Here is a 24,324-nt window from a genome sequence, read left to right on the forward strand (position 1 = left end):
TTACTCCTGCTCTTACTGGTTGCACCATTAGTTTGGTACAACGGTGCTAGAAGGGAGGTGCGTCCATCACATCAAAGTCCTCCGATACACAAGCCTAACCGACTTGCCTTCTATGTTTCCAGAAAAGAAAGCTTTCCGATAACTCCGCAACTAGCGTAGATAGCTACCTTTTAAAAACCTTTCAAAAATGACACAGCTTTATGCTAAGAAAAGATTCAAAAAATTTACTCCGCACTTTACTAATCAAACGTCACGCAATGAGGCATAACTGAGTGAGCCTAGCTAGAAAACTAATGCTCGCTTTCCAGCCTATCAATACGACTTATATGATTAACGTAGACTGAGTTAATAACTTTCATTTTCTCGCCTTAGTTCATTAGCTGAACACCTTTCCATAAGACTTACCTCTAAAAAAACAGTATGAAATCACCTCCTTAAAACAAAAAAATGCAACAAACAATACAAATGTGCATCAATTGTCACAAATGTGAAACAATGGTGGTTGTGATAATTAGGATATTAATTAAAAATAAAACTGGTTTCATATGATAACTATCTTAGTTAGATAGTAACAAATATTGATAATTAACATATTAGGGATTAAACATGAACTACCAAACTCCAGTATCAAGTAAAGCCATTAACGAGAATGCAACTTGCTTTAAACCTTTAGAGAAAAAAATAAGTAGATTTATTTCTATTTATTAAATATAAGGCGGAGTATAACTCCGCCTAAATTAACAGGTCAATTTTTATGAGAACGCAATATCTTCTAAACGAAGAGAAGCTTACACTAACTTGTCTTAAAAAAATCAGAACTATTGAACTTAATGAAACGGCATCATATCTCATTAAGGAATCAATTATTAAATCTCGCTCTCTTGACATCCTAGCAAGAGAGTTTGGAGTTGAAAAAAATCTAGTAAAATCGGACTTTGATAATTTAATTAAAGACCTTAATAATAAAGGGTTTAATTTAAACAAAAACAATGTTCAAAGCATCCAATTCAATCAGTTAGATCTTGAAAAGTATTGGGTGCCTACGATTCCTATTGTTCATATAATCCAAAACTGTAATAGTCCATGCATTATTTGTGATTGTTGGAAATCGAAAAAGAAATACCATGATGCGAAAGTATTATCCAGTACATTCAGTTTGCTGGTAGAACGGGGTGCACACTCTGTAATGGTTTCAGGAGGAGAACCACTACTACACCCTCAACTCAAAGAAGTCCTTTCGGCGGCAAAAGATGTCGGTTTAGGCATTGAATTAAACACAAACGCTATATTGTTACATAAGTTTGATTGGTTAGCCAAGTTCGGTTTAGATGAAATAATTATCTCTATGGATGGGATTGATGCTGAATCATATAAATTTATTCGAGGGACAAACAAGTTCGACAAGGTATGGGAAAATATTCATATAATCAAAAAAATAAATCCAGAACAAAGTATTGGAATTAGAACAACTCTAACAAATGTGATCACTCGGAATTTTATAGAATATTTGGACTTTATGGATAAAAGTATAGTTGACTATGTAGGTTTTAGTCCTCTAGATACTGACTCCACAAGTTTTTCTCGTGACTCAATAAGTATTGAAGTATCAACTGATTTAAAAAACAATTTACTTCCTTCAAGTAGTGAATGTAAAGATTTAATTTCAGTATTAAGTAATAAAAAAAGTGATATTCATAAAAAAGTTACCGATATGCACAGCAGAGGTAAGATTGACTGGGATACAGATAGGTTTATAGAATGCTTAAAGTTTTACTCTAATAACTCTAGTAAAAGGGTCAAATCATCTGAGCCATGTAACTTCCCTTTAATATCGTTACTCATTGATTATGATGGCTCACTAAGAAATTGTTTTTATTCAAAACCATTTGGGAACATTTACGATAAAGACACAATAAATTGGTCAATGAAAGACCCTATTACCGAACTTAAAAACAATAATAAGTGTTCAGAGTGTAGAGGAAAAATATTCTGTGAGTAATAAACAGCTATACAAATTATTTCACATTGGAAAATCTACAGCTTGGGTAGTTCCAGTTTTTTCAATATTTCTTGCAAACGAAAAAGGAATATCTGTATCAGAGATAGTATATATCGCAGGATTATTCGGCGTTCTTCCATTCATACTTGAGGTACCTTTCGGTTTACTAGCAGACCGATGGAGTAATATGAAAATCCTTAAGATAGGACTCATATTATTTATTTTAGGTTTTATTTCTATTATTGCTTTTGATGGTGTTGAATCATATGTTTTTTACATGCTATTCATAACTTTATCTTCATCACTTTTTTCTGGTGCTGAAGATAAGCTTTTAAGTATGATAGTTAAGAGTGATGATATTCAACGGTTTAAGTTCGAGCTGAACTCCTTATTCTATAAAGCAACTATCCCAATGATTCTTCTGGGGGGCGGATTGTATCATTTAAATCCTGAACTTCCATTCTATTTTCAGATAGTGTCATTTTTTTTATCTTTATTAGCATTATATAAATTACCTACTACTATGCAGGTAAAAATAAAAAAGAGAGAATCTTCGATTGAATTAATTAGAAAGTCTTCCTTTGATATTTACAACGCATATTTTTTAACTATTGCTATAGTAGGATCTATATCTTCATTTTTAGTATCTATCAATACACGAACCGTTCAAATACATTTTGAACAACTTATTGACTTTCACCAAACTATATTTATCGGTATTTTCTTTGTCGTTGGAAACTTAGTATCGGCGTATGCATCAGATATATACAAAAAGTATTTATTAAACCGTTGGTGCTTAGATAAAAGCTTTTTATTCTTGGGGGGGATCGCAACCATTGCATTTTTACTTATGTCTTTCCAAAGTGTTTATGCGGTTTTTGTAGGTTTTTTAGTTCTTTGCTCATTCAAATCTATATACAGACCTGTAATTAGTGCAAACATAATGACGGCACTAAGAAATAGAGCTTATTTGTCCACCGCCATGTCAATGACAGCTATGCTATCTGCATCATTAGGTTTGATTTTTAGCTATCTTTACTCGTGGCTCTTTACAAGCTTTGAAGCAATAAACTTAACGCTATCATTTTTAATTTTTGGAGTATTTATTATATCTTCTTTTGCTATTCGACATTATAAAGAAGATATTACTGAACTGTTCGAAGCTAGATCAATGTCTTCCAAGAAACACTTCATTAAAAGAACATATTCAAATTGGACATATATTCAGGAGTATCCTGATACAAGGTATATTAATCAACTTTTTCTCGAGGAAAAAAATAGAAATTATCCATCACCTAAATTGTTAGCACATTATAATAATAAAATTGAGTGGGAATACATTAGCGGAGAACTTTTGTCAAACCTTTGTAGAGAGGAACAATTACATATTGTTTCAATTATTAGTAATATTTGTAAAAAACTTAATAAAAATGATAGCCAATCAATTATAATTCACGGTGATCTTCATCCGGATAACATATTAGTTATAGATAAATCTATATATGTAATAGATTGGGATCTAGCTGAAGTTGGAGAACCGCTATTTGATGGTTTAACATTTATAACTAGTCCAAAACTAGATATGACAAATAATGAACGTATAGAATTCATATCAGACACATTTAATATTACCAAGTCTGATGCAGAAAAGGAAATAAAAGAGTTTTTGTCTAGTAAAAGCATTCACTTCTCATCATTGATTAAAAATGGTTTGAGCAACTCATATTTATTGGAAATAGCTGATTCTTACAAGCAGTTAGCTGAAAAATTTCAAATGGAAGTAACGTATGAGCCTTAAGACAGTGTATGTAAATTCAGGGTGTAATGCCAAATGTTACCATTGTCCTTATGGTAGCGCTCCATCTTTATTAACAGAAAATGCATCTAATGAGATATCTAATTCTTCTGAAGGTATAATTTTATTTTCAGGAGGTGAACCCCTAGAACTGAAATTTAATGAAATAAAAGATTTAATTAATGATTGCTTAAAGAATTATAAGATATTCAGAATTGCTACTGGGGGACATATCCCATTAAATTATATCGCTAGAAATCTAGCATCAATACCTTTGTTTTCAGGATTTTCGATTGGTACTGATGTTATTATTAAAAGTAGAAACAATAACTTCGCTAAATATTCATTGATATGGTCTGAAAATATTAATATATTAGATGATTTAAACATAAATTATTCAATAACTATTTCTCTATCAAAAGATATTGGAGAAGATTTTTTTCTTTCATATATATCGATTGGGAGTCCTGACTTTATTATGATAAACTCTATTGATAGTATAGGTACAGGAAGAGCTAAAGATTGCAAACTAAGGCTTGAAAATATGGGATATATGGTGGTTTATGGATATCTTGCTTAGATTACACGTGAAGGAATACCCAATAGAGAGTCCAATAAAGACAGCTTCAGGTACAATAAAATCAAAAAAAGAGCTGTTGATTTCATTTGAAATTGATTCAAAAATTCGTTTCGCTATTGAAATTCCATTATCTCCTAGTTCTGGTGAGAGTTACGAAGAACTGGTATCAAAATTTGATGCAAAAAACTATAGGAAGTCGGAACATACTATGAATGCTATTAGTTATTTCATAGGCATGCATCTTCGCCCCCATAAACTACATAAATTTAAGAGTGAATTGAGCTATAAAACAATAGGGATTTCAGACAATTTTATGGGCTATTTAACGAGTGATATCGTCAAAATTAAGGCATCGCCTGATTCCTTAGAAAGTGTAAAAGATTTATTGATAAACAAGCCCCCCCAAACACAATGCGTTGTAGATTTCAATTCATCCCTATCTCCCAAAGCGTTAAATGAAATACTTTGTATTTTTCATGAATTTGATATTTACGGCTATGAACAACCGTTACGACCAGGACTAGATTCAAATTTGGTAGAAACTCAATCCAATTTATATATAGCCGATGAATCTTTACCTATAATTGGTTATGATAATTTGTTAAGATATGGATATCGAGGTTTTATATTCAAAACATTCAGAAACAGTTTTAATAGCCTTAAAAAGTGTAATGAAAATAAACACAACTTATTTGGTGTGGTTGGTAATAATATGTCTGGTGCATTTGATATACAATTTAGTGCTATAATAAATGAATACATGCCTGTAAAAATTAATAATTACTCAGTCCAATCATTCTTCAAAACACATCCTTTAAATGATGAAAATATTTATATGATCTACTCTGGAGTTATCGAGTTGACTACAGTTGCAATTGATTATCTCGGCAAGCTACCTGTAGTGTCTTCTTTTACATTAAGCCAGAAGAAAACTTTGCCCTCCATCTAATCGTAGATATTAGGTGGAGAGCAGAGCTTCTCAAAGAAGCCCTATTGATTTCAGTTTAAATTAGTCACCGCGAAATCGAAGTAAGCTCTCCACTTCGTCTAGTTCGAGTTGCAATGCCTCAAGCATAAGTCTCCCACTTAAACTCGATTCAGGTGGGATCAAAACGGCACAAAAGCATCTGTCCTTCCCGGTAACACCTAGCCATAGTGCAATTTAAGTTTTTCAATCGTAGCCATCACCTCATCATGAGACTGACGGTAAAGGTGTAACACCTTGAATCGGAACCAAAGTGGTGTGGTTTGCGCATTTACAGTACTAGGAATAGTTCGCTGGCTTCTTGATGGTAGAGAAGTTTGGCTACTCTGCCGCAGACATTACCTTGCTGTTTTTGATCAACTATGTCTTTAACTTCTTGTTTGCGAAGCGAATCGGCCGCTTCATCGGCGTTATTGGTGAGCGTAAAGCGCTGATGTTTGAGTACGTCGGTTTGATCTTCGTGTTCGTCGGGTACGGTTTGGTGCAAACGGCAGAGTGGGCGGCAGCATTGTATGTTGTCGATCATTTATTTTTCGCGTTAGCGCTTGCGATTAAAACCTACTTCCAGAAAATTGCCGATCCTGCCGATATGGCGTCGACCGCAGGCGTTGCGTTTACGATTAACCATATTGCTGCAGTTGTAATACCTGTTACGTTTGGTGTCATCTGGCTTGTTTCACCTGCGAGCGTATTTTACATCGGCGCTGGTATGGCAGCAGTGAGCTTGCTGTTGTCACTCAATATTCCAGCGAAGCCGGAAGAAGGCAACGAAACTCGCTTGTTGAAGTGGAGTTAAGTTGGTACTCACTATCTAATCATTAAAGCGAATACCTGTAATTAGACTCGCTAAAAAGGGTGCTTATGCGCCCTTTTCTTTTTATTGCAAATAGATAATCCCTCCAATGGTTGTCAATGCATGCCACGTCCGTTAGGGTTTAGAACTAAGTATTTCGAAATAACTTGGGCATAACTGACGCGAAACAATAAGAGGGGAGCTATACAGTGCAGATACATGGCAGAGAGTTGGATTTAGATCTAGGAAGCCGTCACATCGTTATTCAGCGCCGCTATGAGGCGTTAGGTGCTGCAAACGACCTACTCATTGCTATTTGGTTTTTAATTGGTAGCTTTTTCTTTTTGAATGATTCGTTGATTGAAAGTGGTACTTGGCTTTTCATTGTAGGCAGTGCGCAGTTGATCATTAAGCCCCTGATAAAACTGATGAGTTTAGTTCATGTTGGTCGTTTGAATAAGCAACTTTCTGGCACATCAGCGAGCCGCTGAAATTACCGCTTCTTTTGAATACTTGCAAGCAAGAAGCCAACAGGCGAGTTATCGAGGGGAAAGACGGAAGATAACGTGGTCACAACACTAACCACGTTATGTTCAGTTTGAAGCTTCAGAATTTAAAACGGATACCAGAACAGTTGTGTGTCCATCACACGCTTGCTGATCGCAGCAATCACTATCACCGCAATCCCAGCCATGCAGATCATATCGGCTTTGGTCAGTGGTTTTAAGCTGTACCAAGTGCGAGAGGAGTGGCGGCCAAAACCACGTAGCGTCATCGCGTTTGAGATTTGATCGGCTCTGTCTAAACTAGAGAAAATCAGAGGTCCAAGAATCTTCGCGACGTTCTTCATACGATTGAACAACGGAGCCTTCTTGCTCAGTTCTACTCCGCGTGCTTGTTGCGCGTGCATGATGTTAACAAAGTCCTTTTTCACTTCCGGCAAGTAGCGCAGCGTTAAGCTTACGGCATAGGCGATTTTGTAAGGTACACCCAAGCGGTTCAAGCTGGCTGAAAACTCCGTCGGGTGAGTGGTAAATACAAACACCAACGCGATTGGAAACATGCTGAAGTATTTCAACGTCACTGTTACTAGGTAAAACAACGTCTCTTGAGTGAGCGAGTAATTACCGGGTAACGAGAGTAAAACCGTTGATGAGCCCATGAATTCAGTACCTTGTTGCGGTGCTAACGCGAACATAAACAGGGCATTGATCAGTAATACCGTGCCTGTACCGAATAACAGCGGTTTGTAGACATGAAAGGGCACTTTGGTCATTTTCAGTAAGCCTAAACCAAGCACGATCAACAGTGCGATGATTCGCAAGTCAAATGTGGTCAACACCACCGTTACCCAAGCAATGAAAAGCAAGAACTTAGTAATGCCATTCAACTTATGAAGTGGTGATTGGGTATCGATGTAGTTGATACCAAACTTCATCTTATTGTCTTTCATGCCACCGCTTTCTCTAGTTGGTTTACGTCGTCGCTTTTTTGTTGGCGGTGCGCTTTTTCTACATTGATAAAGTGCTGCATAAAGCCATTGGTGTCTTCGATGCCAACTTTCGTAGCCAACTCAAACAGACTTGTTGTGGTGAGGTTTGCTTGGTCTAGTAGCTCTGGACTGCTGAATACCTGCGTCATTGGTGCATCCGCGACTAATTTACTGTCTGCAATCACGATAGAGCGCGTGGTGTATTCCAGCACTAAATGCATGTCATGAGAGATGATCATCACGGTTACGCCCAACTCGCGATTGAGCTTTTCGATGAAACTCAGCATAGACGTGTAGTTTCGATAGTCCTGACCTGCCGTCGGTTCATCAAGGATCAGAAGCTCTGGTTCCAATACCAAAATTGACGCAATGGTTACGCGCTTTTTCTGGCCGTAGCTCAATGCTTCGATTGGCCAGTGGCGGTATTTGCTCAAACCGCACAGCTCAAGGACTTCAAGTACTTGAGCTTCGATTTGTTTCTCTTCAACGCCACGATTACGGAGGCCGAAGGCCACTTCGTCGAAAATCATGTGATGGGAAATCATGTGATTCGGGTTTTGCATCACCACGCCCACTTTCTGGCTGCGCTCGAAGATGGTCAGTTCGTTAAGATCTTGACCATTCATACTCATTGAGCCGCTATCCGCTTCAATAACGCCCATAATCAGTTTGGTGATGGTCGATTTACCCGAGCCATTTTTGCCAAGTACAGAGACAAACTCGCCACGCTTGATGTCAAAACTCACGTCTTCTAACGCGTTTTTCTCACCGTCGTAAGAATAGGTGAGGCCACGGACTTCAAGCAAAGTCTCGGCTGGCGTTTTGGGCGGTTGTGCTGTTGAACCATCAAACCATGCTTGTACTGCCGGTTTATATTGCTCCAACGGTAAGGTAGTTAAGCTAGAAGGTTTTGCATCGCCCTCAATCGCGTAGCCTGCTTCTTTCAGTGCTGAAATATAAAGCGGTTCGCGGATGCCGTAATCTTCTAGCAGAGGCGACGCTAAAATTTCATCTGGCGTTGTATCGGTAATGATTTCGCCGCTTTCCATCAAGATAATACGGTCAACTGAGCAATGCAGAACGTCTTCAAGACGATGCTCAATGATTACGATGGTTTTGCCCGTTTCGCGGTGTAGATCATCGATGATCTCGATGGTTTTTTTACCCGTTTTAGGGTCAAGCGCAGCTAGTGGTTCATCAAACAAAAGGATATCGACGTCATCGACGAGAATGCCCGCCAAAGAAACACGCTGTTTCTGGCCGCCTGATAAATCGTGGGGTGAGCGTTCTAGCATCTGTTCCAAGTCGACCATTTTGGCCGTGGCTTTGACCAATGGGTACATGTCGATGTTAGAAGTTAGCTGGTTTTCCAGCGCAAATGCAATGTCTTCGCCAATGCTCAAACCGACAAATTGGCTGTCCGTATCTTGGAGTACGGTGCCTACTTGCTCGGTGTATTGGTGCATGTCGAAAGGGGCGGTGTCTTGACCATTGATGATCAATGTTCCACTGGTTTCCCCTTTGATTGCGTGTGGGATCAGTCCGTTAAGACATTGCCCAAGAGTAGATTTACCACTACCACTTGGACCGATAATGACGATTTTCTCTCCTTTCTCTATCCTTAGATTGATATTTTTTAGCGTCGGTTTGTCCAGCGACTCATATCTAAAAGAGAAGTTAGAAAATTCGATTGTCATTCGACATTAAGCCTCTGTTAAGTTACGGCTTTGCTTGTTACGTTTAGCGACAGACTTAAGAATGAAGAAGCCAACAATAGCAATAAGAATGGTGTTACCGATCGCGATAATAGAAAGCTGGGTAAACACTTTAGTGAACGGTTCTGCGTATAAAATCGTGTCGAGGAATGCAGAGCAACCGTAACCAAATACGTTGCCTAATAGTGCAAGTACCACGAATAACGCGAAGTCTTTCATATTGAAATCGCCTTTCTCTAAACGGTAGCGCGTTAGAGAAGGGAATAGACCGATAATCAAACCAACAATACCTGAACCAAGTACCCAAGTGAGCCATAGGCCCCAACCAGCAAATAGGTCAGTAACCCAGTGACCAATAAAACCAACCAAGAAGCCAACAAGTGGTCCAAATAGTACTGAGAACAATGCTAATACTGCCATGGCTGGTTTTAGCGTTGTGTTTGCAAACACAGGGATGCCAAACATAGGTAAGCCGCCGATACCGTAAAGAGCAGCACCGATTGCAATAACCACAACAGTTTTAGCGGAAAGATTCATAGATAACCTCAGTTCAATAGTCGATTTTAAAGAACGTTTAATTGTTTTGTCGGAAAGCGTTAGTTATTTGATTGTGTAACATATATTCAAAACAACCAAGCTGCTTATTGTTTGCTCTATTTTTCTTCAGGAAATGTGTGATTTGATTCACGCATCCCTTTGACTGGCTTTGGTTTTAGCAAGCATTAAAAATAAGGCGCGCATTATACAGAATATTAATAAAAGTGGGAATGCTATCTATCTGGATGGCTAGAATGAATCAGGGGCTGATCGTCAGCCCCTGATTACACGGTTTGATGTTATTTTTACCAATAAATGAATGCGCTATATGTTCATTAATGGTCGAGGTATAAATAGTTCTGCCAGCTCTTCATACGAATAAGCACTTTGCGCATCACTGATACGTGAGTAAAGCTGTCTGAATAAACTGCAACTTCAACCGCAGTACCCATTGGTAAGTGGTATCCACTCAAGTCGTCGGTAATTTTCAGCTTCGCAAAAACACGTCCGCTCGTGCGCAAGGCATCAGTCCCGAGCAGAGCGCCTCGCGCTTGAATTTGGCTTTCACCAATGGCTGGAATCACGTCAATGACTTCGCCACGGAACACTTTGCCCGGAATTGCGCGGAACATAAATTCTGCTTCAAAGCCTGGCTTCAAGCGTTGTAATGAGTTCTGTCTGAATGCCGCGGTGTACGTAATGTCTTCGGTATGTACGAAGGTCATTGCCGGGGCAAGTGGCAACGGCACAGCCATAACACCAGGACGCAAAGCCAATTGCGTAACGTAACCATCGGTTGGCGCACGAACGACGGTTTGCTCTAAGTTAAACTCTGCTTTACGCAGCTCGGCAAGAAGTTGCGCGACTTGGGTATTTTCGCCTCCGATTTCAGAGTCCAGAGCGATTTGCGCTTGTTCTTGTTGCAAAATCGCAACGTCTAACATGGCTTCTGCCGCTTTATACGCTTGGCGTCGAGTATCCAAATCTTGTTCAGTAAACGCGCCACGATCAAAGCCCCTTTGATATCGGCTAAATTCCCTTTGTGCTTTATCTCTGTCCGCTTGCGCTTTCAATACAGCAGCTTCTGCCTCTCTTAGATCAGACTCTAAGCCCAACGCACCTTGGCTTGCTTCTTTGACTTTCGCTTCCAGGCGAGCAACTTCTGCTTCAAAAGGCACAGGATCGATTTTGAAAAGAATATCGCCCGTTTTGAGCGGTTGGTTGGCCTGGACTGGCACTTCCACCACGCGGCCACGCACGCCAGAGACGATAGGCGTAGTCGGGAACACTTGGTTACCTAATTGAGTAAATGGGTGGTTGTAGTTCATAAGCAGCACGAGTGTGCCCACTAACACTACGCCGCCAAGTACGGCGGTTGGAACGGTCCATTTGTTTAGAGGAATATTGAAAATTTTAAAAATGGCAATACAAAGAGCTGCGTAAGTCAGAATCAGCAATAAGTCCATTATTCGTCCTCTTTACTTTGTTCAGGCAAAGGCTTTTGCTGAATCTTTTGTTGTTTCAACATCGATACTTCGTTTTTGAGTTCGTTGACTTCATCGATGAGTTCTTCAAGGCGGTGATGAATGTCGTGTGTTTCTTGTTCTAGTTGTTTAAAACCCCAGCCGCGTTCCTTGCGCCATAATGTTGCCCAGATCCATAAAAATGGCCACAGCGCATGCAAAGTGAAAAGGCTGACCCAGCCAGCGTAGTGAATTGCGTCTTGGTGCGGGTGCTCTCTCTCTTTGGCGATTTCATATGGAATATCATGGATGACAATGATTCCGTAAAAGATCACTAAAGCAACGAAGATGAGTAACCCAAGTGCAAAATAGTCTAGAAACATCTTACCTACCTGTGCGTATTGCGAAATGGAAAATCTACGTAAATTAACAATTTAAGTATTTGTCTTAACTACAGATGAATCAAGCGGTTTTTATTTAGGAATTATGTTTATGCGATGTAAGTATCCACTGATGTTTATTGGCAGTTAAGGTGTTGCTGAGTACTTATTTAAACAAGCAGTGAAGTGATATAGGAAGGATAAGTAAAAAGTATACTAAAGCCCCAGGTGTCAACCGGGGCATGGTTTAAAGTTCGGTACAGACTTGGTTTCTGCCATTGGCTTTGGCGCGATAAAGAGCTTTGTCTGCACGATAAAAAGTTCGCTGAGTATTCTCGCCTTCTCGATGCAAGGTAATCCCTATGGATACGGTCAGCCCCCGTTCACCAAGAATATCCTCCCAACCATATTGATAAATCCGTTCACGATAATTCTCGGCATGCATTTCTGCGCGTTCCAGTTGGGTATTCTCAAGGATCACGAGGAACTCTTCACCACCAAATCGTACGCACGATGCGCCTTTAAATCTGAAGTAGGACGCCAGTTCCTGTGACACGCTTTTGATCGCTTTGTCGCCCACCAAGTGGCTTAGTTCGTCATTGATGGATTTGAAGTGATCGATATCGATGACCATCAATGCAAATGCAGTATCGTGCAGAAGTAGATCTTTTAGTTTAACTTCTAACCAGCGTCGGTTGTGTAAAGACGTAAGTGGATCGGTAAAGACGTCCTGCTGTAGCTGAGCAACAGTATTTTTATGCTGCTTGGTGGTTTCTTTTAGTTCTTTGTTTTCTAGCTCTGACAAAATGAGTTTGAGTTGTAACTCAAAGCGTGAAAGTCGGCGTAGTTGAGCAGACCCTAACTCACCGATCGGAATATGTTTTACAAGATCAGATTCGATTCTATGCGCTTTTTTTTCACAATTTAATGCTTCTTGATACAACCCTTGAGAGGCGTAAACTTGACTCATCGCGTTATAAAAATGCTGAGTAACGATAGGAGATAGCTGCTTTTGAATCCTTTTACTGATGGAGTCCAACGTTAAATTAGCTAAAGAAGTGTGCCCTACACCGTTTAGACAATACGCAGTCTCAATTTTGACCATCGTGGATAACCAGTATGTCGTGGCACTACCCGTTGTATACTGAACATTCGAAATAGCCAGCAACGCATTGGGGTAGTCTTCTTGCAGACGATGTAATTTGGCTCGGTAGAGGTGAATTTGTGCGGCGAGGTTTTTATCACTGACGAGAATGCTCAGTTCTTCACATTCACTCAATAGTTCTTTGGCGTCTGCGGTACGGTTCAAGCTGATATAACAGGCAAGCATGTACAGCTTGTAACGAAGGCGTAGGGATCGACTGCCAATAGCGTGATCGATAGCATCTATTTTTTGATAATAACGTAATGCACGTTGGTGATCCCCATAGGCATCGCACAAATTACCCATTCCAATAATGGCCAATACGTACTCATCAATATAGCCGTACTCGACGGCGATATTGGTTGAAGCAACATACTCGGTTAATGCCGCATTGTAGTCACCTACTTCAACTAAACGCTCACTCAAGCTTGCTTTCACAGAAAGAATATCTTCTACATCTTCTGGTAAAACAAGCAACTCAAGCGCTTGTTTCAATTCACTAATGCTGTCGTTGAGCTGTTTGATCTCTCTTCGATACTCGGCGCTAATGATATAGCAATGCGCTTTCTCTCGGTTTGTTGACGCAATATGTAACCCTATGTGTTCCCATAGCGTAATCGCTTCTTCACCTGAAACGGAAGAAGGATCGATACCTGCGTCAGTCACCTTGCTAAGCAGTTGTTCCATTCTTCATTACCTCAATATAACTTTCTTCGAGCTGTTCTAACGTGAATGGGAAGGTCAGGATATCTTGCAAATACAGTATCGGTTTCGGGCCTTTGATTCCGCGTCGCTTCCATGGATAGATGTCTAACATCGCTTGGACAGTGCGGTAGACCTCTTCTGCTGCTTGACCTTTTTCTGCAATTAACATTGCTAGCCTGTTACTGGAAATTCTCGAGATGAGGTCGCTGGAGGTTGTCAATGCATGAACGAGCTCGGTACAAACATCGAGAACTTCGGGGTTTGAATGCTGAATCATAATGATGGCGTGGTTAGAGCGTTTGAGCTCCGTTTTAAACAAAACTAACTGTTCCCACCAGTAGGTCTCAGAAACGACATTAGAGAACTGTTTTTCAGGGTCGTATTCGTGTTGAGAGCGAATATGATTGATCAGCTTACGTGCTCGCTGCTCTAGTTGGCGTTTAGAGCCTCTTGCTTTATCCATGCTGATTCGATGAGTTTGTTCTTTGAGCATTTTGAGTGCGTGCTTACGGTATTTCTTGAACGCGTTAAACGCAGACTCAAAGTCACCTTGTTCTTCAGCGACTCGTGATTGTTGGAAGCAAATTTGGCTGAGTAGCTCACCGTGGTCGAAACTGAGTGCAGACTCTTCTGCTGCAAGTAGCAACTTGGCAGCGCTGTCTGTATTTTGGCGCAAAAGCTCAAGTCTTGCTCGGCTAATAAAAGAGTGTGCTTTCATCCAAACGAGGTCATGCTCAATGGCGAGCTGGTGGGCTTTTTGGGTGGCTTCTTCGGCCGCATCAAGGCGTTCTAGTCCAAGCAGTGCTAACCCTTTAAAGTCCCAGATCTCGGCTTGCCACGTACTGTCATCATGATCTTTTAATACTTCGGTTGCTCCATCCAGTACCGTAAGCATCTCGACAAACTTATTTAGTAAGTAATAGTCCCAAGCTAATAGGATGCGCGCTTTGCCTTCTAACCAAGCAATACGAACATTGTTTGCCACTTTAACGGCTAACTCATGAGTTGAAGCGGCAAGTTGGTGTTCATTAGTGATGCGCCATACATTACCAAGCCCAATTAGAGATTCGATTTGAATTTCAACATCATCAACAAGAGCAGATTGTTCGAGCGCATTAATCCAATATTGTTGCGCGGAATAATACTTTGCTTGGCCCCAATATTGGAGTGCAAAAAGATGGAGAATTTCCGGGAGATGATCGTCGGTTTCAAGCTGTGTTTGTTTGCTGTAAGCGTCTTTGACGAGTTTTAAGCCTTGTCGGTAATCCATTAGGCACCAACAGCATTGCGCCATGATGAGTAAGGCTTTGATCTCTCCGTCCACAAATAAAATTTGTTCCGCGCGGATACGATATTGCTGCGCAATATTAAAGGTATGTTTAGGGGCCGATTTTATTTGGCCTTTAAGCTTAGTGAGATCATCTTCTAGCTGAATTTGGTTTTTATCCAACGTTCACATCCATGACTATCGAACTGGAAATCACACCTAATATTAAGTGGTTAGATGCATGTTTCTTTACCAAAGCGATGCGGATAACGTTTTGGTAAACGATCAGGGGCCGTAATGTATACCGTTACAACCCCTAATTACTACATCTAAATTACCAATAGAATAGCTACGATAGGAGCTGTTTGATTGTCAAAGGTGCATCAGAGACTTCCAACCTTTGTGCAGCGGTAAGACCTTGTTTATCCTGATAGCACAAATTATGCCAAGCTCTGAATATATCTAAAAGAGGTAAAATACCAGCAGGTCGTAATTTGCGACGTGGCTCGTTAATGAAGCTTTCGAAAAGAATCTGAAAGCGGTTTTGATAAAACTTCACATGACGAGTTGTCGCAACGTTAAACCATTTTTCAGGCTCATTTTGATCGCCAGCGAGGTAGCAAATGCCTTTGTGGTTTTCGTTTTGACTAGAGATTGCCCAACGATCGCGCCACCAACTCATATAGGCGATATCGACTTTGCCAAAGGGAGTGCTCATGTCCCAACTAGCGTCCTCTTCTACGTACATCAAGTCGACACTTTTCTCTTTAATACGAGGTAAACAAACGCTCAGTGCAGCTGAACGTAGTAGGGGATCTTGAGGCATGTATAGAGATACACGTTTGTTTGGGCAGCACATATCAAGTACGTGCAAATAGTGTGCATACGAGGTGTATGGCGGACGGACTAATGCCCCTTTTGAAGGGTAATGAAATACAGATAGATTACCAAGAGGGTCTTCTACGTTACCGCGAGCCAAAATTGTTTGGTATTTTTGGTCAATTCGCTCTCTGAGGTGATGAGAAGGTTCCGCAAGCGGCTCACTTGCTTCCGCTACGTACTCCTGGGAAACAAAACGAGACACCTCATCGTAAGGATTATGATCGAGCGTTGCGATTGGCTCTTCATCAGCGGAATAATTGACGTGCTGGCAAAGAATATAGCCAGAATGCGCTTCGCCAGAAACAATCCAATACACACCATTATTGCTGTTCGGTTGCAATGCAATATAGTTTGAGGCCAATTCATAATGCGTTGCGTGGTTTACCCAGCGCGCATCAATGGTTGCCAGCTTGCGGCGGCAGCGGCTAGCTATGTGGTCAACATGATCGTAAAAGGTTTTTGGGTTAATACTAAGCTTACGGCAGATTTCTCGTACGGAATATCCCGTAAACAATAAACCCATCAAGTTCTCTTGAAATTGAAGCTTCTTGTTGGCACCAGACCACTTGTCGACAAAGGTACTTTGACACACTTTACAGCGGTAACGTTGGCGATCGCCGCTGTAACCGAAAGCGTGATAGAGGTGTTTGTGAGTGTGGACAGAGAGTCCAAAGTTGTCGCAATCATCATTACGGCAAGCAGGCAACCCGTCACTGTGGACGTGCCGCAGGCGATGAAGTTCGTTCACGACATCGCGATTATTAAGTAAGGGGGGGAAAGCTCCACATTCACGGCATACCATCGCCGGACGCTTAGGGTTCGCATGTTGCAGAACGTAACGCTTTGCATCACTCAATCCAAAGTTGTCACACGCCAATGTTTTACAAAAGTTGAGTTGTAACCCATCTGCGTCTTTTGGCAGTTCGCCGTTAGACACAATCGCCCCCTCGGGATAATTCGGGCAGCCAGCATAACTCTGGCTGCAAATTATTACTTACTATTTGTTCTTAGATGTTGATTGCAGTTTCTAGTGCAACTTTCATCATGTCGTTGAACGACTTCTGACGCTCTTCTGAGCTTAGTTTTTCACCACGGATGATGTGGTCAGAAACTGTCAGGATAGTCAGTGCTTTCGCGCCTAGGTCAGCTGCTACGCCGTAGATACCAGCCGCTTCCATGTCTACACCTAGGATGCCTAGTTTTTCCATCTTCTCGAAGATGTCTGCTTCTGGTGTGTAGAACAGATCTGCAGAGAATACGTTACCTACTTTTACAGGCACTTCCTGAGCGCGTGCTTGGTTAACCGCTTCTTCTAGAAGACCGTAATCAGCGATTGCTGCGAAATCGTGGTTGTTGAAACGGATACGGTTAACTTTAGAGTCTGTAGAAGCACCCATACCGATAACAACGTCCATTAGTTTCACGTCGTCACGTACTGCACCACAGCTACCTACACGGATAACGTTTTTCACGCCGTATTCAGCGATTAGCTCGTGTACGTAGATACAGCAAGACGGGATACCCATGCCGTGGCCCATTACAGAAACTTTTTTGCCTTTGTAAGTGCCAGTAAAGCCGAACATGTTGCGAACGTCACAAACTTGTTTCACATCTTCTAGGAACGTTTCAGCGATGTATTTAGCGCGCAACGGGTCGCCTGGCATCAGAACTGTTTCAGCGAAATCACCTGGTTGTGCGTTAATGTGTGGGGTTGCCATAAGTGCTCTCCAAAGTTTTGTTTTGATAAAACGCCTCTATTATAGAACGCTATTACCAATTCTGTTGAACTTGTTCGTTTTCGTTGAGGCAATAATATCGGGACGTACAGTAGCCCCTTGAGAGCTTAGTCACAAAAACCACGCATTTAGAAACTGCAACTCCTATTGATAACTAAATCTGTTGAAATCAAAAGAGCAATCGATTTGCTTTTGAGCAGTTTGTCGATTGCGCGCACAAATTCTTTGTTTTTGGGCCAAACTTTTTTCTGAAAGCTGGTTGATCGAAATACTTTCGAGTGAAGTAAAACGATTAAATTGTACAACTTATTTTCTTGTACAATCTGGAAAGGCTTGCTATAAGTTATACAACAAAAATTTTTGTATAGGGATGCGTCATCATGGAATCTTCAATCAAAGTAGGTATCAGTTCGTGTGTTTTGGGTGAACGAGTGCGTTTTGACTCTGGTCATAAGGTGAGCAACTTTGTGACTAAAGAGCTCAGCCCGTATTTTGACTTTATTTCGGTATGCCCTGAAGTCGGCGTAGGTATGCCAGTACCCCGTCCAACCATTCGTCTTGTTTCTAATGAAGAGCGTGTTGCATTGGTTGAAACCAAAAATCCAGAAAATGATCATACCGACAATATGCTCACTTACTCGGCCAATAAAGTAGATGAACTTCAAAGCGAGCAGCTTTGTGGTTACATCGTTTGTGCCAAGTCACCAACTTGTGGCATGGAGCGAGTCAAGGTTTACAGCAAGAACAGTGCTGCGAAAGAAGGTGTTGGCTTGTATACACAAACATTGATGCAAAAAATGCCTTGGTTGCCTGTTGAAGAGGATGGCAGACTTAACGACCCTGTATTGAAAGAAAATTTTATTACTCGAGTATTTTGTCTAAATGACTTTTACGACTCGATGGATGGTGAGCCTACTCGTGGCAAAATCATCGACTTTCATTCGCGCTACAAACTGACGTTAATGGCACACCACCCAGAGTCATACCGCTCCCTTGGCCGCTTAGTCGCTGATGTCGCTAATTATGAAATTGAAGACTTTTACCAAGAGTATCGTTTAGGACTGATGAAGGCGTTAACGAATCGGGCTAGCCGCAAAAATAACACAAATGTGTTGATGCATTTACAAGGGTACTTCAAACGCTCATTAACCAAAGAAGAAAAAGAAGAGTTAGCGACAGTGATTCACGACTACCGTATCGGAATGCTGCCTCTGCTAGCACCACTTACATTGATTAAGCATTACTTAAATACTTACCCAGACGAGTATTTATCAAAACAGAAGTTTTTAGAACCGTATCCGCAGGAGATGAGATTACGCTATGGTTTGTAGTTCAGAAGAAAAACTATACGCGATCCGAGATGTCGCAGAAATCACGGGTGTAAAACCAGTTACGCTGAGAGCTTGGCAACGAAGATACAACTTGATCCAACCTCAGCGAACTGAAAAAGGACACAGACTCTATCGCCAGCAAGATCTCGATACGATTCGCGAAGTCCAGAGTTGGCTCGCGAAGGGGATTTCGATTGGTAAAGTGAAGGGGCTGCTAGGAAAAAGCGCCGATGTCGAAGTCAAAAACGAGGTTCGCACACTCGAAGAAGTTGAAAACATGCTGCTTGCGCTGTCTACCCTGAATCGAGGAAAAGCAGAGAGTTTACTTGCCTCTGTTCTTAAAGAGTACCCACTAAAACTCGTTATCGATCAGTTTATTAGCCCAATATTTGATGCGCTAGATATGGTAAAAGGATCGTTGCGATCCTTGCAGGTGGGGTTATTTCAGACTTGTTTAATCACTCGACTTGCCCTTGTAATCGATTCTGAAAACAAAGCCGCTTCCAAAGGAAAGTGTCTGCTCATTAGCTTTGAACAAAACAGAGAATCTGAGAGTTGGATTCAAGCAGCGAAGCTTTGTGAACAAGGGTATCACACGACTTTGATCGATAAGGTTGATGATGTTTCTGGTCTACTAGATCATGAGGTCATTGAAAATGGTTCGTTTATCTACCTTTTCTCCAATAAAGCACTAGCTGCTAAACAAGTAGCGTCCATCAAAATGCTTCACGCACAGCTAGGTGATCGGATGGGGTGCTCTGAAGTGATAGAGAAATTACACCTAATTTAGTAGACAAAAGATAGGAGCTACCATGATTTTAGTATGGTTTCGACGTGACTTGCGTACGTTAGACCACACGGCACTCAAAGCGGCATTGGATTCAGGGCAGCCTGTCGTCGCTTGCTTTATCGCGACGCCAGAGCAGTGGCGGGAGCATCACATGGCGCCGATGCAGGCAGACCTCATTGCTCGTCGCTTAGCTTGTCTTAACGAGGAGCTTGAAAGCCTTAATATTCCCTTTTTGTACAAAGAGGTACCGTCGTTTTCCGATTGTACAGATGTGATTAGTGGGTGGGCGGAAACACTTGAAGCCACGTCTGTCATGGCAAACATTCACTATGAGGTGAACGAACGAGAGCTCGATACACAAGTAAGTGAAGCGTTAGCTTCTCACGATATCGAATTTGAACTGTTTCATGACAAATGTGTGCACGCGCCAACGACGGTTCTTAATAAGCAAGGCGAATATTTTAAGGTATTTACGCCATTCAAGCGTGCTTGGTTAACGCAGTTCCATATGCCGACGGTAGTAAAACCTCACGAGCAAGCGCTACTCAATAAAAAGGTACTCGAACAATTAGAGTCGGCTCGATTTAATTCAAGCTTCACATTTAGCTATCCTCGAGAATCCAGTGAAGACTGGCTGGCTTCGACTAATGATATTTTGAAGCAGCTTAGGGAATTTGCACGGGAGCGCAGTGACGCGTATCAAAGCGAGCGAGACTTTCCAGCTATTGATGGCACTAGCCAACTGTCTCCATACCTTGCGATTGGCGCGCTATCACCAAGGCAGTGTATTGCTCGTTTGTATGCTGAAAATCAACAAAATGACCTTACAGAAGGGAAAGCAACTTGGTTAAGTGAGATCATTTGGCGTGAGTTTTATCAGCACCTATTGGTTTTCGAACCAAAACTCGTCAAAGGCAAAGGATTTATCGATTGGGAGGATAAAATCCAGTGGTCCTATGATGAGAAAGCCTTTGAGCGATGGAAGACAGGAACAACAGGATACCCAATCGTTGATGCAGCAATGCGTCAGCTCAATCAAACAGGCTGGATGCACAACCGATTACGTATGATTGTCGCGAGCTTTCTTACCAAGGACTTACATATTGATTGGCGATGGGGAGAAGCGTACTTCATGAGTAAGCTGGTGGACGGCGATTTTGCAGCGAACAATGGTGGCTGGCAATGGTCTGCCTCTACGGGCTGTGACGGGCAGCCATACTTTCGTATTTTCAACCCGATAAGCCAAGGCGAAAAGTTCGATGCTAATGGTGAATTTGTGCGCCACTGGGTACCAGAAATCAAAAGTGTACCGAACAAATACATCCATAAACCTTGGACTTGGGAGGGCTTTTCTTTACTGGAATATCACAAGCCGATGGTTGATCACAAGACAGAAAGAGAGATAACCTTACAGCTCTTTAAAAGTGCCAAGGAATAGAGTGAAATGCTTAGCAAAAAGCGATCAATGAGTTTCGCAAAACGTACCCTGCTATCTGTGTCGTTATCTTTAGTGAGTGGTCTATCATTCGCTAAGATGTACGAATTACCAGAGGATGGAAGCCGTTTAATTGGTCGCCTTGAAAACCACGTCGTGCAAGAAGGCGAAACCATGGCAAATATCGCTAAGCTCTACGATGTGGGTATGCTAGGTTTAATGGCCGCAAACAAAGGCGTGGATCCCTTCTTACCAGAAGAGGGGCATGTTCTTACTATTCCGACACAGCTAATCCTCCCAGACGTACCTTATAAAGGTATCGTTATTAATCTAGCCGAGCTGCGCTTGTATTACTTTCCGAAAGGAGAAGATATTGTCCATGTATTTCCTGTCGGAATTGGCCGAATAGGGCGCGATACCCCAGTAATGACAACGCGTATCAGCCAAAAACGACCGAACCCTACATGGACTCCTCCAGCCTCTATTCGTGCCGAGTACAAAGCAAAGGGCATTGACCTACCAGCCGTTGTTCCTGCGGGGCCTGATAATCCACTTGGTATGTTTGCATTGCGTTTAGCTTACGGGAATGGCGAATACCTAATTCATGGTACCAACAAGGACTTTGGGATTGGTATGCGGGTCAGCGCGGGTTGTATTCGTATGGACCCAAGTGACATTGAGTGGTTATTTGACAAGGTTCGTAACGGTGAAGACGTTAACATCATTAACCAGCCTATCAAAATGACACTTGAGCCTGACAGAAGTGTGTTCTTAGAAGCACATGAGCCTTTGACTCGTAGTAATGGCGAGAAAGATGAACTCAAAGTGCCGAAAGAGTTAAAGTGGTGGCTGGATGAATTCGGTATGAAAAACGTGAAGGCTAAAGCAGCAATCGCTGCACAGAATGGGGTTCCTATCGAAATAACCGCGCCTTAACGGGCGTTAAGACGCGGTATTAAATCTTACTTAGTGTAAGACTGAGCGATGTTATCGATACGCTCGTTAGCACGCTCAGCTTCTTCTTGAGCAGCCATTGCTGCTGCGCCTGATTTTTGAACGTCAGATTGAAGAGCTTGTACGTCTTGGCTTAGTTGGCTAACTTGGTTGCTTAGTTCGTCTAATTTTGCTGCATTTGCTGTAGCTGCGTCATCAGAAGAAGCACAACCGGCTAGTAGAAGTACTGAAGTTGCTGCAGCTGCGATCAACGTTTTGTTCATATAAGAACTCCTTGCTTATAGTGAAAGTCTCGCTACTAACTATTATTTTATACAGTAGCGAGGTTAAATGTGGTTACATTTTATCAGTACATGATGTAGCAAAAGTCAAAAAAACCCAAGAATTTCATGGAGTACCTGACGTCAACTTTTACCTGAACTTAACAAAGTTTAACTACCTATCCTTTATTTCGTTCTCACAACAGTTTTCATAGCAGGTGTATTTGCCACGTTCCTGATATCAATAATTTAGACGATATTGACACAAATGAAAGTTTATTGGCCCAAATAACTGCTATTTAAGTCGTTTTGTTGATGGATAGAAGGCATATTTGAACGGCTTTTCTCTAAACTTCCTGTCCAGCTGCTCATCAAAAAGGCTAGTCTTTACTCTGAACTGAGCCACAAATGATGTTTTACCGTTACTACAGGGAATTAGTTTGTATGATCTCTATCTATACTCCTGTGATTTGCGGTATTATACCGAGCTTTATTTTTTTGCTGCGTTAGAGCGGAAACGACACTACAGAGCGCTCAGACGCTGACTGATTTATTGGAGAATACTTTGCAATTTAAAGATCTAGGCCTAGACAACCGATTGTTGAAGAACCTAAAACACTACGATTTTAAAAAAGCGACTGACATTCAGCAGCAGGCGATTCCTGTTGCGATTGCAGGCAAGGATCTATTGGCATCTTCGAAAACAGGTTCGGGCAAGACTTTGGCGTTTGTATTGCCAATGCTTCATAAGTCTTTAAAGACAAAATCGTTTTCTGCGAAAGACCCTCGCGCGGTAATCCTTGCTCCTACTCGTGAGCTAGCGAAACAAGTATATGGTGAGCTTCGCTCTATGCTAGCTGGCCTATCTTATGAAGCAGCACTGATTTTGGGTGGTGAGAACTTTAACGATCAGGTAAAAGCTCTGCGTCGTTACCCGAAATTTATCGTGGCGACACCAGGACGTTTGGCTGATCACTTAGAGCACCGTTCGCTTTATCTGGATGGTTTGGAAACGCTAATTCTGGACGAAGCAGACCGTATGTTGGATTTGGGCTTTGCACCAGAGCTTCGTCGCATTCATAAAGCAGCCAAGCATCGTCGTCGTCAAACGTTGATGTTCTCTGCGACATTAGATCATGCAGACGTCAATGAAATCGCGGCTGAAATGCTCAATGCGCCAAAGCGAATTGCTATCGGCGTTTCTAACGAAGAACATAAAGATATCACGCAAAAATTTTACTTGTGTGATCACCTAGATCATAAAGAGGCAATTTTAGATCGTGTTCTTTCTGAGGCTGAATACCGTCAAGTTATTATCTTTACGGCAACGCGTGATGATACTGAGCGACTAACAGAAAAGCTGAACGAAAAGAAACTGAAGGCTGTAGCACTAAGTGGTAACTTGAACCAGACTCAACGTAACACCATTATGAGTCAGTTTGAGCGCGCAGTATTTAAGATCCTTGTAACGACTGATGTTGCTTCCCGCGGTTTGGATATTGCAACTGTGACACACGTCATCAACTTCGATATGCCAAAGCATACCGAAGAATACGTACACCGAGTTGGTCGTACTGGTCGTGCTGGAAATAAAGGGGATGCAATCTCTCTTGTTGGTCCAAAAGACTGGGATAGCTTTAAACGTGTAGAAGCATACCTACAACAAGATCTTGAGTTTTCATTGTTCGAAGATTTGAAAGGTAAGTTTAAAGGCCTTAAGCCACCTAAACCAGATTTCCGCAATAAGAAAGCGACCGCAAAGAAAGCTCGCCCTCAAGCGAAAAAATCGGCGAAAAAACCAGCTAAGCGTGACAAGAGCTTCTACAAAAACGTATCTGTGGGTGATGATGTCTTCATCCCTAAGAAAAAACCAGCGGCACCGAGCTCTGAAGAGTAAAAGCTGCTGTAGTTTCCCATTGATTTTAGTTCTTAAAAATCCGAGTGTTCGCACTCGGATTTTTTATGTCTGTCGCTAGGTGAAATAGCGTCTTTCCATACTCACTCGTTAGTCAGCTTTTATATCTGTCTGGTTGTATATAAACAGCATAGAACGCTAATTTAGGAAGTTATTAAGTTTTATA

20 protein-coding genes and 1 pseudogene are annotated in these 24,324 nt (G+C 41.5%); 11 read left to right on the forward strand and 10 right to left on the reverse strand.

Annotated features, from left to right (window positions below; all coding sequences use genetic code 11):
* Nucleotides 1-754: 754 nt before the first annotated feature.
* The 6 genes and pseudogenes from R7035_RS12175 (at nucleotide 755) to R7035_RS12200 (ending at nucleotide 6,643) form a co-directional block, all read left to right on the forward strand.
* On the forward strand, nucleotides 755-1,999 hold the full coding sequence (locus R7035_RS12175; protein WP_318146147.1) for a radical SAM protein: 1,245 nt from the start codon (nucleotides 755-757) through the stop codon (nucleotides 1,997-1,999).
* A complete protein-coding gene (locus R7035_RS12180) occupies nucleotides 1,992-3,797 on the forward strand; it encodes an MFS transporter (RefSeq protein ID WP_262652247.1) in 1,806 nt (601 codons plus the stop codon). Before R7035_RS12175 ends, R7035_RS12180 begins: the two co-directional genes overlap by 8 nt.
* Nucleotides 3,787-4,374 (forward strand): hypothetical protein, encoded by a 588-nt coding sequence (locus R7035_RS12185; RefSeq protein WP_262652246.1) that lies wholly within the window; start codon nucleotides 3,787-3,789, stop codon nucleotides 4,372-4,374. Before R7035_RS12180 ends, R7035_RS12185 begins: the two co-directional genes overlap by 11 nt.
* Complete coding sequence (locus R7035_RS12190; protein ID WP_262652245.1) at nucleotides 4,358-5,323, forward strand: hypothetical protein; 966 nt, start codon at nucleotides 4,358-4,360, stop codon at nucleotides 5,321-5,323. Before R7035_RS12185 ends, R7035_RS12190 begins: the two co-directional genes overlap by 17 nt.
* Before the next feature lie 325 nt (nucleotides 5,324-5,648).
* Nucleotides 5,649-6,155, forward strand: a pseudogene (locus R7035_RS12195) (MFS transporter); the annotation flags it as partial.
* Between the two features lie 206 nt (nucleotides 6,156-6,361).
* Entirely contained in the window at nucleotides 6,362-6,643 is a 282-nt protein-coding gene (locus tag R7035_RS12200; RefSeq protein WP_025768568.1) for a YrhK family protein, read from the forward strand.
* A 122-nt stretch (nucleotides 6,644-6,765) separates the two neighbouring features.
* On the opposite strand, the gene R7035_RS12205 is transcribed toward R7035_RS12200, so the two are convergent.
* The 9 genes from R7035_RS12205 to deoD all read right to left on the reverse strand — a co-directional run bounded on the left by R7035_RS12205 (nucleotide 6,766) and on the right by deoD (nucleotide 17,455).
* Nucleotides 6,766-7,605: an energy-coupling factor transporter transmembrane component T family protein gene (locus R7035_RS12205; protein ID WP_005383942.1), complete on the reverse strand. Its 840-nt coding sequence runs from the start codon at nucleotides 7,603-7,605 to the stop codon at nucleotides 6,766-6,768.
* Nucleotides 7,602-9,341 carry an ABC transporter ATP-binding protein gene (locus R7035_RS12210; protein ID WP_262652244.1) on the reverse strand — a complete coding sequence of 580 codons (1,740 nt, stop codon included), beginning with the start codon at nucleotides 9,339-9,341 and terminating at the stop codon, nucleotides 7,602-7,604. The genes R7035_RS12205 and R7035_RS12210 overlap by 4 nt, the downstream gene beginning before the upstream one ends.
* 6 nt (nucleotides 9,342-9,347) lie before the next feature.
* Nucleotides 9,348-9,896, reverse strand: coding sequence for an ECF-type riboflavin transporter substrate-binding protein (locus tag R7035_RS12215; RefSeq protein WP_262652243.1), 549 nt, complete (start codon nucleotides 9,894-9,896; stop codon nucleotides 9,348-9,350).
* Nucleotides 9,897-10,231: 335 nt separating this feature from the next.
* Nucleotides 10,232-11,362 carry an HlyD family secretion protein gene (locus R7035_RS12220; protein ID WP_005375134.1) on the reverse strand — a complete coding sequence of 377 codons (1,131 nt, stop codon included), beginning with the start codon at nucleotides 11,360-11,362 and terminating at the stop codon, nucleotides 10,232-10,234.
* Nucleotides 11,362-11,742, reverse strand: a complete 381-nt coding sequence (locus tag R7035_RS12225; protein ID WP_005375135.1) for a DUF3302 domain-containing protein — start codon at nucleotides 11,740-11,742, stop codon at nucleotides 11,362-11,364. Before R7035_RS12225 ends, R7035_RS12220 begins: the two co-directional genes overlap by 1 nt.
* Nucleotides 11,743-11,986: 244 nt before the next feature.
* Nucleotides 11,987-13,570, reverse strand: coding sequence for a GGDEF domain-containing protein (locus R7035_RS12230; protein WP_054574921.1), 1,584 nt, complete (start codon nucleotides 13,568-13,570; stop codon nucleotides 11,987-11,989).
* Nucleotides 13,554-15,038, reverse strand: coding sequence for a hypothetical protein (locus tag R7035_RS12235; RefSeq protein ID WP_005375137.1), 1,485 nt, complete (start codon nucleotides 15,036-15,038; stop codon nucleotides 13,554-13,556). Before R7035_RS12235 ends, R7035_RS12230 begins: the two co-directional genes overlap by 17 nt.
* A 166-nt stretch (nucleotides 15,039-15,204) precedes the next feature.
* Nucleotides 15,205-16,674 (reverse strand): hypothetical protein, encoded by a 1,470-nt coding sequence (locus R7035_RS12240; RefSeq protein WP_005383936.1) that lies wholly within the window; start codon nucleotides 16,672-16,674, stop codon nucleotides 15,205-15,207.
* A 70-nt stretch (nucleotides 16,675-16,744) separates the two neighbouring features.
* Entirely contained in the window at nucleotides 16,745-17,455 is a 711-nt protein-coding gene (gene deoD, locus R7035_RS12245; protein WP_005375140.1) for a purine-nucleoside phosphorylase, read from the reverse strand.
* A gap of 398 nt (nucleotides 17,456-17,853) precedes the next feature.
* Here deoD and R7035_RS12250 point away from each other — a divergent pair, with 398 nt between their 5' ends.
* From R7035_RS12250 to R7035_RS12265, 4 genes are read left to right on the forward strand one after another with little or no spacing between them, the layout of a single operon-like run.
* The gene (locus R7035_RS12250) at nucleotides 17,854-18,804 is read left to right on the forward strand and encodes a YbgA family protein (protein ID WP_138939428.1); all 951 of its coding nucleotides are present in this window, start codon (nucleotides 17,854-17,856) and stop codon (nucleotides 18,802-18,804) included.
* Nucleotides 18,794-19,594 carry a MerR family transcriptional regulator gene (locus tag R7035_RS12255; protein WP_262652242.1) on the forward strand — a complete coding sequence of 267 codons (801 nt, stop codon included), beginning with the start codon at nucleotides 18,794-18,796 and terminating at the stop codon, nucleotides 19,592-19,594. Before R7035_RS12250 ends, R7035_RS12255 begins: the two co-directional genes overlap by 11 nt.
* Nucleotides 19,595-19,616: 22 nt before the next feature.
* Entirely contained in the window at nucleotides 19,617-21,032 is a 1,416-nt protein-coding gene (gene phrB / locus R7035_RS12260) for a deoxyribodipyrimidine photo-lyase (RefSeq protein WP_104976446.1), read from the forward strand.
* A gap of 6 nt (nucleotides 21,033-21,038) precedes the next feature.
* Nucleotides 21,039-21,965 carry a L,D-transpeptidase family protein gene (locus R7035_RS12265; protein ID WP_025768560.1) on the forward strand — a complete coding sequence of 309 codons (927 nt, stop codon included), beginning with the start codon at nucleotides 21,039-21,041 and terminating at the stop codon, nucleotides 21,963-21,965.
* Between the two features lie 26 nt (nucleotides 21,966-21,991).
* On the opposite strand, the gene R7035_RS12270 is transcribed toward R7035_RS12265, so the two are convergent.
* Nucleotides 21,992-22,246: an Lpp/OprI family alanine-zipper lipoprotein gene (locus R7035_RS12270; protein WP_005375145.1), complete on the reverse strand. Its 255-nt coding sequence runs from the start codon at nucleotides 22,244-22,246 to the stop codon at nucleotides 21,992-21,994.
* A gap of 550 nt (nucleotides 22,247-22,796) precedes the next feature.
* Here R7035_RS12270 and R7035_RS12275 point away from each other — a divergent pair.
* Nucleotides 22,797-24,140, forward strand: a complete 1,344-nt coding sequence (locus tag R7035_RS12275; protein WP_017820508.1) for a DEAD/DEAH box helicase — start codon at nucleotides 22,797-22,799, stop codon at nucleotides 24,138-24,140.
* Nucleotides 24,141-24,324 lie beyond the last annotated feature (184 nt).

The organism is Vibrio sp. 1731 (genome assembly GCF_033339955.1).
In the GTDB taxonomy this organism is placed as follows: Bacteria; Pseudomonadota; Gammaproteobacteria; order Enterobacterales; family Vibrionaceae; genus Vibrio; species Vibrio alginolyticus.

Excerpts from the sequence above, each read along its gene's own strand:
- R7035_RS12175 (WP_318146147.1), top strand. The coding sequence starts at position 755 with ATGAGAACGCAATATCTTCTAAACGAAGAGAAGCTTACACTAACTTGT.
- R7035_RS12185 (WP_262652246.1), top strand. The coding sequence starts at position 3,787 with ATGAGCCTTAAGACAGTGTATGTAAATTCAGGGTGTAATGCCAAATGT.
- R7035_RS12190 (WP_262652245.1), top strand. The coding sequence starts at position 4,358 with ATGGATATCTTGCTTAGATTACACGTGAAGGAATACCCAATAGAGAGT.
- R7035_RS12205 (WP_005383942.1), bottom strand. The coding sequence starts at position 7,605 with ATGAAAGACAATAAGATGAAGTTTGGTATCAACTACATCGATACCCAA.
- R7035_RS12210 (WP_262652244.1), bottom strand. The coding sequence starts at position 9,341 with ATGACAATCGAATTTTCTAACTTCTCTTTTAGATATGAGTCGCTGGAC.
- R7035_RS12215 (WP_262652243.1), bottom strand. The coding sequence starts at position 9,896 with ATGAATCTTTCCGCTAAAACTGTTGTGGTTATTGCAATCGGTGCTGCT.
- R7035_RS12220 (WP_005375134.1), bottom strand. The coding sequence starts at position 11,362 with ATGGACTTATTGCTGATTCTGACTTACGCAGCTCTTTGTATTGCCATT.
- R7035_RS12225 (WP_005375135.1), bottom strand. The coding sequence starts at position 11,742 with ATGTTTCTAGACTATTTTGCACTTGGGTTACTCATCTTCGTTGCTTTA.
- R7035_RS12230 (WP_054574921.1), bottom strand. The coding sequence starts at position 13,570 with ATGGAACAACTGCTTAGCAAGGTGACTGACGCAGGTATCGATCCTTCT.
- deoD (WP_005375140.1), bottom strand. The coding sequence starts at position 17,455 with ATGGCAACCCCACACATTAACGCACAACCAGGTGATTTCGCTGAAACA.
- R7035_RS12250 (WP_138939428.1), top strand. The coding sequence starts at position 17,854 with ATGGAATCTTCAATCAAAGTAGGTATCAGTTCGTGTGTTTTGGGTGAA.
- R7035_RS12255 (WP_262652242.1), top strand. The coding sequence starts at position 18,794 with ATGGTTTGTAGTTCAGAAGAAAAACTATACGCGATCCGAGATGTCGCA.
- phrB (WP_104976446.1), top strand. The coding sequence starts at position 19,617 with ATGATTTTAGTATGGTTTCGACGTGACTTGCGTACGTTAGACCACACG.
- R7035_RS12265 (WP_025768560.1), top strand. The coding sequence starts at position 21,039 with ATGCTTAGCAAAAAGCGATCAATGAGTTTCGCAAAACGTACCCTGCTA.
- R7035_RS12270 (WP_005375145.1), bottom strand. The coding sequence starts at position 22,246 with ATGAACAAAACGTTGATCGCAGCTGCAGCAACTTCAGTACTTCTACTA.